General features: G+C 36.8%; 10 protein-coding genes. 4 read left to right on the top strand and 6 right to left on the bottom strand.

The annotated features are described in order from the left end of the window. Position 1 precedes the first annotated feature (1 nt). Positions 2–1,096 (bottom strand): fatty acid desaturase family protein, encoded by a 1,095-nt coding sequence (locus tag ACN0U3_RS06575; RefSeq protein ID WP_417265597.1) that lies wholly within the window; start codon positions 1,094–1,096, stop codon positions 2–4. A 179-nt stretch (positions 1,097–1,275) separates the two neighbouring features. On the opposite strand from ACN0U3_RS06575, the gene ACN0U3_RS06570 reads away from it, so the two are divergent. Further along, positions 1,276–2,466, top strand: a complete 1,191-nt coding sequence (locus ACN0U3_RS06570) for a phosphoglycerate kinase (RefSeq protein WP_417265596.1) — start codon at positions 1,276–1,278, stop codon at positions 2,464–2,466. A 100-nt stretch (positions 2,467–2,566) separates the two neighbouring features. Here the strand turns inward: ACN0U3_RS06570 and ACN0U3_RS06565 are convergent, their stop codons facing one another. The 5 genes from ACN0U3_RS06565 to ACN0U3_RS06545 form a co-directional block, all read right to left on the bottom strand. Continuing rightward, complete coding sequence (locus ACN0U3_RS06565) at positions 2,567–5,350, bottom strand: choice-of-anchor L domain-containing protein (RefSeq protein WP_417265595.1); 2,784 nt, start codon at positions 5,348–5,350, stop codon at positions 2,567–2,569. Between the two features lie 140 nt (positions 5,351–5,490). Further along, on the bottom strand, positions 5,491–6,780 hold the full coding sequence (gene eno / locus ACN0U3_RS06560) for a phosphopyruvate hydratase (RefSeq protein ID WP_417265594.1): 1,290 nt from the start codon (positions 6,778–6,780) through the stop codon (positions 5,491–5,493). A gap of 20 nt (positions 6,781–6,800) precedes the next feature. Then, positions 6,801–7,916 (bottom strand): glutamine-hydrolyzing carbamoyl-phosphate synthase small subunit, encoded by a 1,116-nt coding sequence (carA, locus tag ACN0U3_RS06555; protein ID WP_417265593.1) that lies wholly within the window; start codon positions 7,914–7,916, stop codon positions 6,801–6,803. 88 nt (positions 7,917–8,004) lie between these two features. Then, positions 8,005–10,122 carry a protein-disulfide reductase DsbD family protein gene (locus ACN0U3_RS06550; protein WP_417265592.1) on the bottom strand — a complete coding sequence of 706 codons (2,118 nt, stop codon included), beginning with the start codon at positions 10,120–10,122 and terminating at the stop codon, positions 8,005–8,007. Between the two features lie 255 nt (positions 10,123–10,377). Further along, on the bottom strand, positions 10,378–10,668 hold the full coding sequence (locus ACN0U3_RS06545) for a hypothetical protein (RefSeq protein WP_299204414.1): 291 nt from the start codon (positions 10,666–10,668) through the stop codon (positions 10,378–10,380). 194 nt (positions 10,669–10,862) lie between these two features. On the opposite strand from ACN0U3_RS06545, the gene ACN0U3_RS06540 reads away from it, so the two are divergent. From ACN0U3_RS06540 to lgt, 3 genes are all read left to right on the top strand, one after another. After that, positions 10,863–12,602 (top strand): AIR synthase-related protein, encoded by a 1,740-nt coding sequence (locus ACN0U3_RS06540; RefSeq protein ID WP_417265591.1) that lies wholly within the window; start codon positions 10,863–10,865, stop codon positions 12,600–12,602. Positions 12,603–12,758: 156 nt separating this feature from the next. Next, positions 12,759–13,844, top strand: a complete 1,086-nt coding sequence (locus tag ACN0U3_RS06535) for a rhodanese-related sulfurtransferase (protein ID WP_417265590.1) — start codon at positions 12,759–12,761, stop codon at positions 13,842–13,844. 246 nt (positions 13,845–14,090) lie between these two features. Further along, positions 14,091–14,924 carry a prolipoprotein diacylglyceryl transferase gene (gene lgt / locus ACN0U3_RS06530; RefSeq protein ID WP_417265589.1) on the top strand — a complete coding sequence of 278 codons (834 nt, stop codon included), beginning with the start codon at positions 14,091–14,093 and terminating at the stop codon, positions 14,922–14,924. Positions 14,925–14,928 lie beyond the last annotated feature (4 nt).

Raw genomic sequence — 14,928 nt, 5'->3', positions numbered from 1 at the left:
ACTACAATTGGTCTTGTCTACCTAATTTTTTCAACATCATTGCATGACTTTTAATTGCAGAACCAAAAGACTTCTCTGAGTTGTAAGGTAAATTAAATTCTTCGGCAGTTTCACGTACAATTTTAGAGATCTTTTTGTAATGAACGTGACAGATATTTGGGAATAAATGGTGTTCAACCTGGAAGTTCAAACCACCAACATACCAAGACAATAATTTACTATTTGGTGCAAAGTTACAGGTGTTTACTAACTGACTTACAGCCCAATCTGCTTTAATATTACCAGTTTCATCCGGCATTGGATAATTTGAAGTAGGAACAACATGCGCTGATTGGAAAATCAATCCTAGAATTACTCCTGTAAAGAAGTGCATCGAAATAAATCCTAATAAAACCCAGTACCAAGCAACCGGAGCAAAAATAAGCGGAAGCACTAAGAACACAATGTAATAAAGAAATTTATGGACTACAATTTTCGATAAAATTCTAGAAAAACTAGCGCCTTCTGTTTTTGTAAGTCCTAACTTTTTATAACGAATAGCTTGTTTGAAGTCTTTCACAGTAATCCACATAATGGTCATCATTCCATAAAGGAACCATGCATAATAATGTTGGTATTTGTGATAAGATTTTCTTTCTTCATGCGGACTAAATCTCAATACTGATCCAGGATCAATATCCTCGTCCATTCCTGTTACATTTGTATAAGTATGGTGTAAAACATTGTGTTGTATTCTCCACATTGAATCACTTCCACCAGCTACGGAAATCAAATCTCCCATGAAGTTATTGACAAACTTATTTTTAGAATAAGATCCGTGGTTGGCGTCGTGCATAATTGACATTCCAATTCCGGACATTCCTAAAGTCATCAAGAACCACATTAAGAACATTAGCCAAACTGAATCTACGACTGTTAGGATAAGAATAAAAGGAACGAAGTATAATGAAAGCATGACTATTGTTTTAATAACCATGGATGCGTTACCATATTTTGAAGTGTTTGTGTCTTTAAAGTGTTTTCTCACTCGTTTTTGTAGAGTTTTGTAGAAGTCAATATTACTTGTACGATCAAATCTGATATTTGTATTTTGCATAATTTAAATTTATATAATGTGTATCACATTAAATATGGGACCAAAGATATGCATTTTTTATTTAACCAACTAAATAAGTTGGGCTTGTCTATTCTTTAGCTTCTTGAGCACACTATTAAAATACATAACGTATAAATGTGTTAAAGATTGTATTATTTTTGCATAAAACTTTATTCATCATGAAAACAATCCAAGACATTAACTTCGATAACAAGAGAGCACTGATTAGAGTTGACTTCAATGTGCCTTTAAATAAAGACGGTGAAGTGACTGACAATACAAGAATCAAGGCTGCAATTCCAACCATCAAACTTATTCTTGAAAAAGGAGGTAGCGTTGTTTTAATGTCGCATCTTGGTCGACCAAAAAATGGAGCAGAGGAAAAATTCTCCTTAAAACATGTGGTTAAAAGTCTTGAGTCATTAATCGGTACGGATGTTACTTTTATAGATGATTGTATAAGTGATAAAGCATTCGAAATTACCAAAAACCTATCTTCTGGAAAGGTGGTTTTATTAGAAAATTTACGATTCTACTCAGAAGAAAAAGACGGGAATCCCGAGTTTGCAAAAAAGCTTTCTCAACATGGAGATATATACATCAATGATGCTTTTGGAACAGCGCATAGAGAGCATGCAAGCACAGCCATCATTGCTGAGTTTTTTCCAGAAAACAAATATTTTGGTCTTTTATTAGAAAAGGAAATTAAAAATATTGATGCACTTCTAAAATCTCCTCAAGCACCAACTACAGCAATTATTGGAGGTGCAAAAGTAAGTTCTAAAATTTCAATTATTGAAAAACTAATAGACACTGTTGATCAAATAATCATTGGAGGTGGAATGGCTTATACCTTCGTTAAGGCTCAAGGCGGACAAGTTGGAGATTCACTTGTTGAGGACGACTATTTACAAACTGCACTTGAAGTTCTTTCTTTAGCTAAAGAAAAAGATGTTCAAATTCACCTACCTATTGATACCATTGTAGCAGATCGTTTTGCGAACGATGCAATTGCGAAATCATGTGAAATTTCTAAAATTGAAGAAGGATGGATGGGACTTGATATTGGTGCCGAAACAATAGATCGATTCAACACGGTAATTCAATCTTCACGAACAATATTATGGAATGGACCAATGGGGGTTTTCGAAATGGAGAATTTCAAAAATGGAACAGTAGCTGTGGCCAACGCTTTAGTTAACGCAACAGATGCAGGTGCATTTACTTTAATTGGTGGTGGTGATTCTGTTTCTGCTATCAATCAACTTAATTTAGCCGAAAGAGTGAGTTATGTTTCAACTGGTGGTGGTGCTATGCTAGAATATCTAGAAGGGATTGAATTGCCAGGAATAAAAGCAATACTTAATTAATTCATATAAAATTCAAATAAAAAGCCTCATGAAACTCATGAGGCTTTTTTTATTCTGATAGTATTTTAAATTTTAATCTTGTTACTGAACCAATGCTGAATTAGTAAATCACATTCACATGACCATTCCATTCGAACACCTCGTCAGTGATTAGATCAGCCGCTTTTATCTTCCAAACATAAGTACCTGGAGCTACTTTTATACCTCCTAAGCCATAAGTTCCGTCCCAACCGTACTCCAAGTCATGTGATTCCCAGATCTGTTCCCCCCAACGATTGAATATTTCAATGGTTACACTGTGAAGGTCTATTCCTGAAACGACAGGTTTCCAAACACCGTTGTATTCATCTCCATCAGGAGTAAATGCATTTGGTGCGAAAATCAACACCTCAGGTTGTACATTAATGATTTTACGAATTGTATCTCTACAGTCAAATTCTGACGTCACAAATAAATCAACTTCATAACTTCCAATCACCCCTTCAGGGAAGTTAACAGTAGGGTCTTTCATGGACGAAAACACAGGGTCACCTTCTTCAAAATTCCACTCGTAATCTATTGCACCTTGTGTATAATTTTGAAACTGAACTTCAGTATTTAAAATCGTCACTGGGTTTGGAAAATATGTAAAATCAGCACGTGGTTTTGGGTACACCGTTAACATACCATTTACTGTGGTTGAATCTACACATCCATCAGGTGTGATATTGACCATTTGTACATCATACAATCCAGCTTGGTTAATTTCAACCGAAATACTGTCAAGATCAGTGAATATCTGCCCATCAGAAACATACCAATAGACTTCATCCACTAAAGTAGGGTCGGTATCATTTACCAACTCGAATACTGCTGGAGTACATAAAGCTCCGTCTTCAACAGAGAAAGCTACATTTGGCAATGGAGCAACCACCACTTCAGAAGTTGACACTACAGGAGTTGTTTCACAGTTATCAGTTAAAGTCATAGTATAAACAGTGGTAACTAAAGGTGACGCTTCATAAACTGCTTGATTACTAACAACATTTCCATTAGGATCTGTCCACACATAATTATAGGGTCCCCCATTTCCATCCGAACCAGTAGCAACAATATTAATGGATTCACCTGGACAAATTGTTTGGGAAGGAGAAGTCACCAAATTCAATGGCGGTAAAACACTTACTGTTATAGAATCAAGGGGTGAAAAACATCCATCTGCGCTTTCTGCAAAAACTGTATATGTTGTTTCTGTAGTAGGAAGTACTGATTGTACACCGCCATCATCAGCTGTATGACTCCATGTATAACTATATGAAGCCCCTCCTGAAGCAATAGCTGTCAAGATAGCCTCTCCATTTTCACAAACAGTTGTGTCATTTGAAACTTCAATATCTACTTCACCATATAGAATTTGCATAGAATCTACCGCTACCATTGCACAAGTATCGTTAGACTCTGTCAAGTAAAGCATATACGTACCAGGAGTTGAAAATGTCAATTCTGCGTTTAAATCTTGGGTATTTGGTGTGAAATTAATAGTTCCTGGACCAGTATACGTCCACTGAACATCATTAAAAGGAGTTGTTGCTGTACCATTTAATGTTCCAGTGCCTCCGTTACACACAACGGTATCCGCTCCAGCGTTTGGCATTAAATCTTGAGGCCGATCTGCAATCCATAAAGTTCCTGTATTAAAGGTTGTATCTCCACAGGCGTTGACGGCGAACGTTGTTAATGTCACATCATCCACACCTTCATTAAAACCATCATCTACTGGAAGTAATTCTAAACAAAAGCTAGATTCACCCGGAAGTAGCACAATGCTATCTCCAGTATTAGGTAGATTTGTAAATGTATAATCAGCACCGATGTTTGCAGAACCACCTACTGAATAGTGAACAACGATTGTGTCTGTTGCAGTTCCAGAAGGACGTTGAAAGCAAAACTCTCCAACATCACAACCTTCCACTACGATAGAGTCCAAAAACAAGCTAGTGGTATTGGAGCTACTTACCTCAACAATAGGCTCAGAAGCAAATGAACCTGCTTTTAAAAACACCCCAGAATCAAAGGATTGATCTCCTACATTCGATATGGCTAATTTAATGTGATATGTTTCTCCACAAATAACACTAGCATTGGCTGTCAGCTCGACGGTACTTCCGTTAAAATTAGAAGTAATTGCCGGGGAAGAGTTATAAACAGAGTTAAATGCAGTGGTATAGTAAACAGAATTCGCTTGCCAATTAGGGTCTGCTGCGGCACAGTTTCCATTCCAATCGGAATTGGTTCCATTGTTCACTGTATTGATCCCAACTGGAACATTTGCAGAACCTGGAACAATGGCAATGTTTTGAGCTCCACCAGTATAAGGACCTGTAATTCCAGGTCCTGAGATAAAGAACCCAAATACATCGTTATAATTTGAACAGGTAAAAGATTGGTACTCTTGAGAGGTAAAAATGTAGCTAAAAGAAAGCGTATCTCCATCTGGAATAAAGTCAAACTCTAAAACCAACCCATTGGTTACAGTATTGGTGGTAATTGCACTTAAGTCCGCATCTGTAATCACCCCCGCACCACTTGTTTGTAGAAGCACACCTTCATTCAAAGGGAAGATTCCTGAAGTATTATTAAAGTGCCTAACAGCATTCTGTTGATTACCCGCTAGAGCTGGACTTCCATTATATGTGATATTAAATGCTGTAACTCCTGCTCCCAATAAGATATCATTTACTGCTTGTTGAGGAGTGATATTTGGATTTGTAAGCGTAATTTGAGCATTCAATCCTATACCACCTTGAAATATTAAGGCAATAAACGCAAACAATAAAACCAATGGCTTCAAATGTTTAGCAAACTTATTTGAGAGGAATAGAAAATTATTTTTTTTAGAGCACATATTTACATTTCTATATATTGTTATTGTCAAACGTATCGGAAAGCTTTTTAGTTGCTTTTTTAAAGCACTTTTTTAGAAAATATTTCCGATTAAGCAAAAATAGCTAAACTACTATACAACAACACTATACATCAAAGTAATTATTTCCCTATATATTTGAATCCTAAACCTGGATAAACAGCACTTGCTGATAGTTCTTCTTCTATTCGGATCAACTGATTGTACTTTGCAGTTCGATCACTTCGTGAAGCAGAACCTGTTTTAATTTGACCACAACCTAGGGCTACAGCCAAATCAGCAATTGTTGTATCTTCAGTTTCACCACTTCTATGACTCATCACAGAAGTAAAACCATTTGCAGTAGCCATTTGTACGGCTTCAATCGTTTCGGTCAATGTTCCGATTTGATTTACTTTAATAAGAATAGAATTGGCCGACTTTTCTTTGATTCCACGTGCTAGTCTTTTGGTATTCGTAACAAATAAATCATCTCCAACCAACTGAACTTTATCGCCAATTGCTTCGGTCAACAACTTCCATCCTTCCCAATCGTCTTCATCTAAACCGTCTTCAATTGAAATAATTGGATATTTTGCAACCCATTCCTTCCAATAACCAACGAATTCAGCCGAGGTCATTTCTGCACCTGTTGATTCAAAAATATATTTTTTCTTTTCTTTGTTATAAAACTCTGAACTGGCTGCATCTAGTGCTATCCAAACATCTTTTCCAGGAGTGTATCCTGCTTTTGTAATCGCTTCTAAAACGAATTCAATCGCTTCTTCGTTCGATCCTAAATTGGGGGCAAATCCTCCTTCATCACCAACATTTGTTGAGTACCCTTTGTCTTGCAACACCTTTTTCAAATGGTGGAATATCTCAGTCCCCATTCTTAATCCATGAGAAAAAGATTCCGCTCCAAAAGGCATTACCATAAATTCTTGAATATCGATTTTATTGTCGGCATGCGAACCTCCATTTAGAATGTTCATCATCGGAACGGGCATTGTATTAGCACCTACTCCGCCAACATATTTAAACAACGACAAACCTGATTCACTTGCTGCTGCTTTTGCAACCGCCAAAGAAACCCCTAAAATCGCATTGGCTCCAATTCTGCTTTTATTTTCAGTACCATCAATATTAATCAACATTTGATCAATTGCTTTTTGGTCTAAAACATAAGCTCCTTTTAATGCTTCATTAATTACTGTGTTCACATTTGCAACCGCATTCTGAACTCCTTTCCCTAAGTATCTTTTTGGGTCATTATCACGCAACTCCACGGCTTCGTGAATCCCCGTTGATGCTCCTGAAGGAACGGCCGCCCTTCCCATTCGACCATTAGACGTATAAACATCTACTTCTAGTGTCGGATTTCCTCTTGAATCTAAAATTTGACGTGCAAAAACATTAGCAATATAACTCATCAGTATTAGGTTTTAAAAATTTATGACTGTTTATGGGTATCCATGTTTGTAATGAACTGATCAAATAAATACCATGAATCGTGTGGTCCAGCAGAAGACTCTGGGTGATACTGTACTGAAAACACCTTTTTATCTTTCAATGCTATACCAGCAACCGTGTTGTCATTTAAATGCGAATGTGTGATTTCAATATTATCATTGTCTTCAGCACTTATTCGTGACACCACAAAACCATGATTTTGACTTGTGATTTCTCCTTTTCCTGTTCGGTGATTTAGTACCGGGTGGTTTAAACCTCTATGTCCTTGGTGCATCTTTTCCGTTTCCAAGCCTTGACTTAGTGCAATGATTTGATGTCCCATACAAATACCAAAAACAGGAATATCTGTATTGATAATTTCTTTCACCAATTGATGAGAAGAAGTCATAACGCCTGGATCTCCAGGACCATTTGACAGCATAAATCCATCAGGCTGGTACGCTAAAAGCTCCTCCAATGATGTACTCATCGGAAAGACCTTCACTTCACAATCACGTTCATTCAAACACCTTGCGATACTCGCTTTCGAACCGAAATCTACAAGTGCAACTTTATAGTGGCTTTTCCCTGTAGTTGAAGGCAAAACATATGCTTCTTTTGTTGAAACTCTACTGGCCAATTCAAGCCCTTTCATAGAAGGAATATTTTTCACTTCTTCTTGCAAATCTTCAACACTCACATTTTCTTCAGAAGAAATAATTGCATTCATCGCACCTTTTGAACGAATATAACGCACTAAGGCACGCGTATCAATATCTGATATTCCTACTTTACCATCTTTTATAAGGAAATCTTGGAGTGACATTTCTGAGATATCACGTGATGCTACTTCCGAAAACTTTTTAACGATAATTCCAGCGCATTGGATACTGTCTGATTCAGACTCAACTGGAGTTGTTCCATAGTTCCCAATATGAGGTGAGGTCATTATTATCAATTGCCCCAGGTAGGAAGGGTCTGTAAACACCTCTTGGTATCCGGTCATCCCTGTATTAAAGGCCAATTCTCCAGCCGCTCTACCTATCTTACCTACTGCTTTCCCGTTAAAAGTAGTTCCGTCTTCTAAAACTAAAACTGCGTTAGCGCGTTCAATCATCTCTTTATTGTTTTGGCAAAAGTAACACTTTAGAATTGACTAATTATTGAATATCTGAAAAAGTTCTCAAGCTTTTTTTAACAGCCTGCTAATTCGATGCTTTATATTCATTCAATCCATCCTGAAGCCACTTTCTAAAATCATCTGCCTTACTGTGATTTTGGTAATCAGCAGAACCATTGCTTAGGTCTTCACCTTCTCCATTTTGGATAATATAATAAGGCTGAGCCGTAACTTGATATTCTGAAACCTGTTTGAAAGACCATTTATCACCTACATATTTAAGTTTCTTCTTCTTCCCATTTGGGTATGTAACTTCTACCTGCTCCTCTTTTGGTAATAAAGTTCGCTCATCCACATGAAGTGAAACAATAACCAACTCATCTCTCAGTATTTCAATGATCCCTGGCTCTCCCCAAACACTCTGCTCCATACGTCTACAGTTCACACAGTTATGCCCTGTAAAATCGACCAACAATGGCTTACCTACTTTTTTGGCGTGCGCCAATGCTAAATCATAATCATGGAAAACCATAATGTTTTGAGGTCCCAAATGTGTTCCAGGAACGAAGTCCTCCGAACTCACACCTGAATTCCCTCCTCCACCAAATCCTAGTGGAGCTTCACTATAACTCATCGGTGGTGGGAAAGCACTGATTAATTTTAATGGCGCACCCCACATTCCAGGAATTAAATAAATCACAAAGATTAATACTGTCGTTCCAAACAATGTTCTTCCGACAGAGAGTTTTTCAATTGGACTATCATGTGGCAATCTTAACTTGCCAAATAAGTATAGTGCTAACACAAGGAAGATTCCAATCCAAATTGCTAGGAAAACCTCTCTTTCTAACAAGTGCCATTGCAATGCTAAATCTGCATTAGATAAGAATTTAAATGCCAACGCCAACTCCAAGAACCCAAGAACAACTTTCACAGAGTTCAACCAACCACCAGATTTCGGTAGGGTATTCATCCACCCTGGGAAGGCAGCAAAAAGAGCGAAAGGCAAGGCCAATGCCAAGGAGAACCCAAACATTCCAACAAATGGAGCCATTCCACCTTCTGTTGCAGCTTGTACTAACAACACTCCTACAATTGGTCCTGTACAAGAGAATGACACCAAGGCTAATGCTAATGCCATAAAGAAAATTCCAATAAAGCCTCCTTTATCTGCTTTTGAATCTGCTTTATTCGCCCAAGAACTTGGTAAACTAATTTCAAAAGCACCTAAGAAGGAGATTGCAAAAATCACAAGGATCAAGAAGAATATAAAGTTAAAAATAGGATCTGTTGACATTGCGTTCAAGGATTCTGCCCCAAATAACCAGGTCACCAATGTTCCTAAAACAATATATATTACAATAATTGAAATCCCATATTTAATGGCATTACTGACTCCTTGTGCTTTTGTTTTACTTTGCTTCGTAAAGAAACTCACTGTCATCGGGATCATTGGGAATACACATGGCGTAAACAAAGCGATTAAACCACTCCCAAAAGACACCCCAAAAATCCACCATAAAGAACGGTCAGTTGGGTCATTCTTATTTTGTTTTTTCTCATCAGTATTTCCCGCTTTCGTCTCTTCCGATCCTGCAAGAGCAGCAGCACTATCTGCAACTTCTACACTTTCATCAGTCACACTTGAAGTATCGGCATCATCAGTAGCGTCAGAACCCCCTTCGTCTAAAGACACTCCTTCATCTCCTTCATCAATTGTAGGAACGACCTTCTCTTCAGTACATCCTTTCACACGAACAGTAAAGACATCTTCGTAGGGGAATAAACATTGAATAGAATCACATGGCTGAAATCCGAAATCTAATTTCAAATCGAAATCAGTTTTTGAAGTCACCTTTATTTTTTGCTTAAAAGTAAAACTTCCCGCATGATAACGCAGGTTCTCCTTTGATGCTTCATCATATTTTTCAGTTGGTTTCGGCTCAATCACTCCACCAACCAATTTATAATTCTTCGACTTATGCAACTTAAAGGTAGTTGGGATACCAAAGTTATCTTCTGGCAAAGTTAAAGCATTAATATGCCAGTGGTCATCAACCTTCAGCTTCGCCACTATTGTAGCATCACAACCGTCCTGAACCACACTAAAATCCCATTCAACCTTATCCTCTGGCATATCCATTTGTGAGAAACTAAAAAAGCTTAACACAAACATTAAAATCAATACTACTGGTTTCATCATTATTCTCACTTTATTAATGAAGAAGATTAAAGCCTTCCCCCAACTAACATTTTTCACTTTCTATCATTGAATACACTAACAACATTTGGGTTGTTAAAAATGTTCATTTGCACAAAAAGAACACGTCGTTCAATAAAAAATTAAAAAAAAAGCACGACAAAAGTCGTGCTTACAAATCTAACGATTCTCTTTTAAAAAAGACCTAGATATGTTTAATCATTATTGTATTCCTAAACATGAAATTCTTTAGTAAAATTATATAAAAACAATTTTATGAATTTTTGCGATCGGCAACCAGACCCCTCCTTTTAGACAAATGTATTTTAATCCAGTTGCCCAAATAGTGGTTTCAACTTGTTTAACGCCTTCATCGTCCTCAAAAACAATAGCGACCTTTCCGTGGTCAATATTACCAAGTTTTGTAGCTTCCATCAGTTTTTCCATTAACCCTTCTTGTTGCTTAATCTTGGATTCTTTATTGAATTTTAATTGAGGTATACTCTCTTTTTCTATGACCGTGGGTTTGATATTTGTAGTGTCTTGCATGGCTTATAGTTTTATAAATGAAAGAAAAAGTAATATAAATATTAGAAATCTCCAAATTTTAGGTGAAAACTTTCAAAACGGAAATCTAAAAATCCTTCTTTCAACAAACCTACACCCTCATTGTTAAAAACAAATTTCAAAAGAAGGAATCCGAACAAGTAATTAATTAAATTTGTATATCAATTTGTAAGTTTATGGAAAATACTACTCAACGAGAAGCAACATTAGAAGATGCCAAACAGCTAGGTTTAAACAAGACCGAGTTTGAGTCGATCAAAACATTATTGGGTCGAACTCCAAACTACATAGAAGTTATTGTATACGGCGAAATGTGGTCTGAAAATCTTTCATTCAAAAATTCTATCAAACATTTGTCTGCTTTACCCACAATCAAAAGTGTTGATTTGGAAAATGGCACACAATTTAGTCTTACAATTGAAAATAAGCAGTATAAAAAACATAAGGACTCGACCAAACAAGCAATTGCTAAAGTCACTTCATATCAATTGGGTAACATTGAGGATGAAAACACAATTCCTTCAATCAAAAAAACAGTCGAAACAGCGAATAAAACTACAACAACGGATGGAAGGAATGTCTTTTTCGATAAATCATTCAATTACAATGCAATCTCAGACACTTTTTCATTAGAGACGGCAACTACTACTGATCAATCGCAGGATAAACTTGAACTCCTTAAAAATCACCTTACAAAAATTATTGCTTCACATATAGAAGCTAGTGAAAAGGACATTACAGTAGAACAAGAAAAGGAGCTGATTCAATGCAGCTATAAAAACAAAATCATCGTTAACATCCCCCTCTCGACCATAAGCGTAGGAGAAGGCACTCCAGTTTACGACAGAGAGCATACAGAACCTGATTATTTTCAAGAATACAAAACCATAAGTATAGACGACATTCCTGAACCAGAAGACCTAAGAGAGGTTGCTACTTACTTATTAAGAAGTCCAAATATCGCCTCAAAAAGATGGTTCAACAATCAAATAGGCACACGAAAAAGCATACCAGAAAACACAAGCGTTAAACCTTTAGAAAACGAGCAACAAGCAATAGCATTAACAACAACATGCCAACCACGATATGTTCATGCAGATCCTGAAACAGGTGCTGCTATATGTATCGCTGAAGCATCACGAAAAATTATTTGTGCTGGAGGAACGCCAAAAGCGACTGCTTTAAGTTTAAACTTTGGGAACCCATACAACCCAGAAACGTATTGGCAATTTGTAAATACAATTAAAGGATTAACAGCAGCTTGTACTAAATTTAACACCCCAGTTCTTGACAAAAACATGTCATTCAACAATGTTTCTATGGTCGATGGAAAAGAAACAGCCATTCTCCCCTCTCCTAACTTAGGCATGATGGGAATCATTGAAGACAGGGACAAAGTAATGACTCCTGATTTCAAACACAAAGGTGACCTGATTTTCATTATTGGAGAAGCAGTTGAATGCATCGCAAGTTCAGAATACCTGTTTTCCTACCATAACCATAAGAAATCTCCAGCTCCTTATTTCAATCTTGAAAAAGAACTCGCAACGCAACTAGTCGTGAAGTCATTAATTCAAAAAGACTTAATTAATGCTGCACATGATTGTTCTAGAGGAGGTTTATTCATAACACTAACAGAAATGTCAATGTCAAAAGAATTAGGTTTTGACATCGTCACGGATGCTGAAATTAGAGAAGATGCGTTTTTATTTGGCGAGGCTTCTGGTCGAATAATAGTTGGTGTGAATGAAGACAGCGAAGACGACTTCATTGAATACATGATGAATGCGGGAGTTAACTATACTTTGCTAGGTCATGTAACCCAAGGGAAATTGGTAGTGGACGATATTCACTATGGATTTATACAGGCTGCGAAGACAATTTACAATACAGCAATTGAAAAAACGATAGGCTAAGCAATAACACCTTAAACAGAGCGGACCAACTAACGGATCCGCTTTTTTTTATATGTTAAACCATCACTTTCTTTCATTTTAATTATCTTTGCGTCATCTTTAACCAATACCGACGTGTTTTACACAAATCATTGTCGGTTTAAAAAAATACATAGCATGCAACTGTGGAATAAATTGAGTAAAGAGGAGTTAGTGGAGAAGTTAAAAGAACGCGGAACAAAATTCGTTACCGTTTCTTTTTATCAATATGCTTCTATTCCCAACCCTCAAGTTTTTAGAGACCACCTCTTCCAAATGTGGGATAATCTCGGAATCGTAGGAAGAACATACGTCGCAACAGAAGGAATCAACGCCCAAATTGGTGTTCCTGCCGACAAGTTCGAACAGTTCAAAAAAGAGCTTTACGAAATTTCTTTTTTAAACAACATCAGATTAAATATCGCTGTCGACGAAGCAGAAGTTGAGTTCCCATTCCTGAAGTTAAAAATTAAAATTCGCAAGAAGATTTTAGCCGATGGTTTAAACGACAACACTTTTGATGTGACCAACAAAGGAAAGCACTTAAAAGCAGAGGAGTTTAATGCATTAATTGACGATCCGGACACCATTCTCATTGACATGCGTAATCACTACGAAACAGAGGTTGGTCATTTTAAAGGAGCGATCACTCCAGATGTTGACACCTTCCGTGAATCATTACCGATTATCGAAGATGAAATTTTAGCTGGAAACCAAGACAAAAACATCGTAATGTACTGCACAGGAGGAATTCGTTGTGAAAAAGCTTCGGCTTGGTACAAACACCGTGGATTTAAGAATGTACATCAACTCGAAGGTGGAATTATTAAATACGCTAATGACTGCATTGATAAAGGAATAGAAAATAAATTTATCGGAAAGAACTTTGTTTTTGATGAACGTCGTGGTGAACGAATCACTGAAGACATCATTGCAGTTTGCCACCAATGTGGAGACCCTGCAGACACACACACAAATTGTCTAAATGACGCATGTCATTTATTGTTCATACAATGCGATAACTGTAAAGAAAAAATGCAAGGATGCTGTTCTACAGAATGCCAAGAAGTTCATAACCTACCTGAGGAAGTTCAACGTGAATTACGTAAAGGAAAAGAGAACAGCAATCAAATTTTCAAAAAAGGGAGATCTGAGAAATTGAAGTTCAAGGGGAATAATAAAAAGCCTGTGAGGGTTGCTGAGGCGGTGAAGGTAAGAAAGTGACGCAGAGAAAAAGTTAGAAAAGGAAATATATAAAAAGCCGAAGATTAAAGTCTTCGGCTTTTTCATTCCATATTCGTTAAATGTGAAGAATCAATCTTTATTTTTCAACCTTTACAAAACCAGTATCCCTTTTATTCTTTGCGCAACTTGGGAGATCATTGCGAATCTCTACGTTATTTTATCAAAACCCACCTCCTATTTCACACAAAAAAAGTATCTTTCGCATACATTATAAAAATACACATTGTGATATTAGGAATTGAATGGAATGTTAGCTCACAGCTTATCGATGGTTGGAGCACGCCTAACTTATACGGATTACTGTTTGTTACAGGACTAATCATTGGATTTTACGTGATAAAACGCATGTTTAAAGCAGAGGGAGTCCCAGAAGAATGGCTAGATAAACTATTGATTTATGTAGTAATTGCAACCATTGTTGGAGCACGTTTGGGTCATGTATTCTTTTATGATTGGCACATTTACAAACAAAATCCCATCGATATTTTTAAAATTTGGGAAGGTGGATTAGCAAGTCACGGTGGTGCAATTGCAATTTTAATTGCTCTATACCTATACAGTAAAAAGGTCTCTAAAAAAAGCATGTGGTGGATTTTAGACAGAATTGTTGCTCCAATAGCTATCGCAGGGTGTTTTATTCGTTTGGGGAATTTGGTCAACCACGAAATCATTGGAGAACCAACCGACTTGCCATGGGGATTTATGTTTATGCATGAAAGTGTTAGCAACCTCGTTGAAGTTGATGGTGAAATGGTCCATGTTTACCGCCACCCAGCTCAATTGTATGAAGCGCTTGCCTACTTGATAAGCTTTTTCATCTTACTTAGATTATACTGGAAAACCAATTTAATAGAAAAAAGTGGTTTTATCTTTGGCCTGTTCCTCATTTTTATTTTCGGGTGGAGATTTATTATTGAATTCGTAAAACTCGGTCAAGCAGAAAGAGATGCTGGTTTAATCATCAATACAGGACAATGGTTAAGTATTCCTTTTGTTGTGGCAGGAATAATCATTGTAATTTTAGCTTGGAAAAACAAACTGAACCCTAAGAAGGTTTAAGAAT

The organism is Brumimicrobium sp., from assembly GCF_048268645.1.
Lineage (GTDB): Bacteria > Bacteroidota > Bacteroidia > Flavobacteriales_D > Crocinitomicaceae > Brumimicrobium > Brumimicrobium ulvae.
Note: the sequence above shows the minus strand (reverse complement) of the source record. Positions and strands in the feature narration are given on the sequence as shown.

Bases quoted from the DNA above. Each gene is read 5' to 3' on its own strand.
- ACN0U3_RS06575 (WP_417265597.1), bottom strand. From the start codon at position 1,096: ATGCAAAATACAAATATCAGATTTGATCGTACAAGTAATATTGACTTC.
- ACN0U3_RS06570 (WP_417265596.1), top strand. From the start codon at position 1,276: ATGAAAACAATCCAAGACATTAACTTCGATAACAAGAGAGCACTGATT.
- ACN0U3_RS06565 (WP_417265595.1), bottom strand. From the start codon at position 5,350: ATGTGCTCTAAAAAAAATAATTTTCTATTCCTCTCAAATAAGTTTGCT.
- eno (WP_417265594.1), bottom strand. From the start codon at position 6,780: ATGAGTTATATTGCTAATGTTTTTGCACGTCAAATTTTAGATTCAAGA.
- carA (WP_417265593.1), bottom strand. From the start codon at position 7,916: ATGATTGAACGCGCTAACGCAGTTTTAGTTTTAGAAGACGGAACTACT.
- ACN0U3_RS06550 (WP_417265592.1), bottom strand. From the start codon at position 10,122: ATGATGAAACCAGTAGTATTGATTTTAATGTTTGTGTTAAGCTTTTTT.
- ACN0U3_RS06545 (WP_299204414.1), bottom strand. From the start codon at position 10,668: ATGCAAGACACTACAAATATCAAACCCACGGTCATAGAAAAAGAGAGT.
- ACN0U3_RS06540 (WP_417265591.1), top strand. From the start codon at position 10,863: ATGGAAAATACTACTCAACGAGAAGCAACATTAGAAGATGCCAAACAG.
- ACN0U3_RS06535 (WP_417265590.1), top strand. From the start codon at position 12,759: ATGCAACTGTGGAATAAATTGAGTAAAGAGGAGTTAGTGGAGAAGTTA.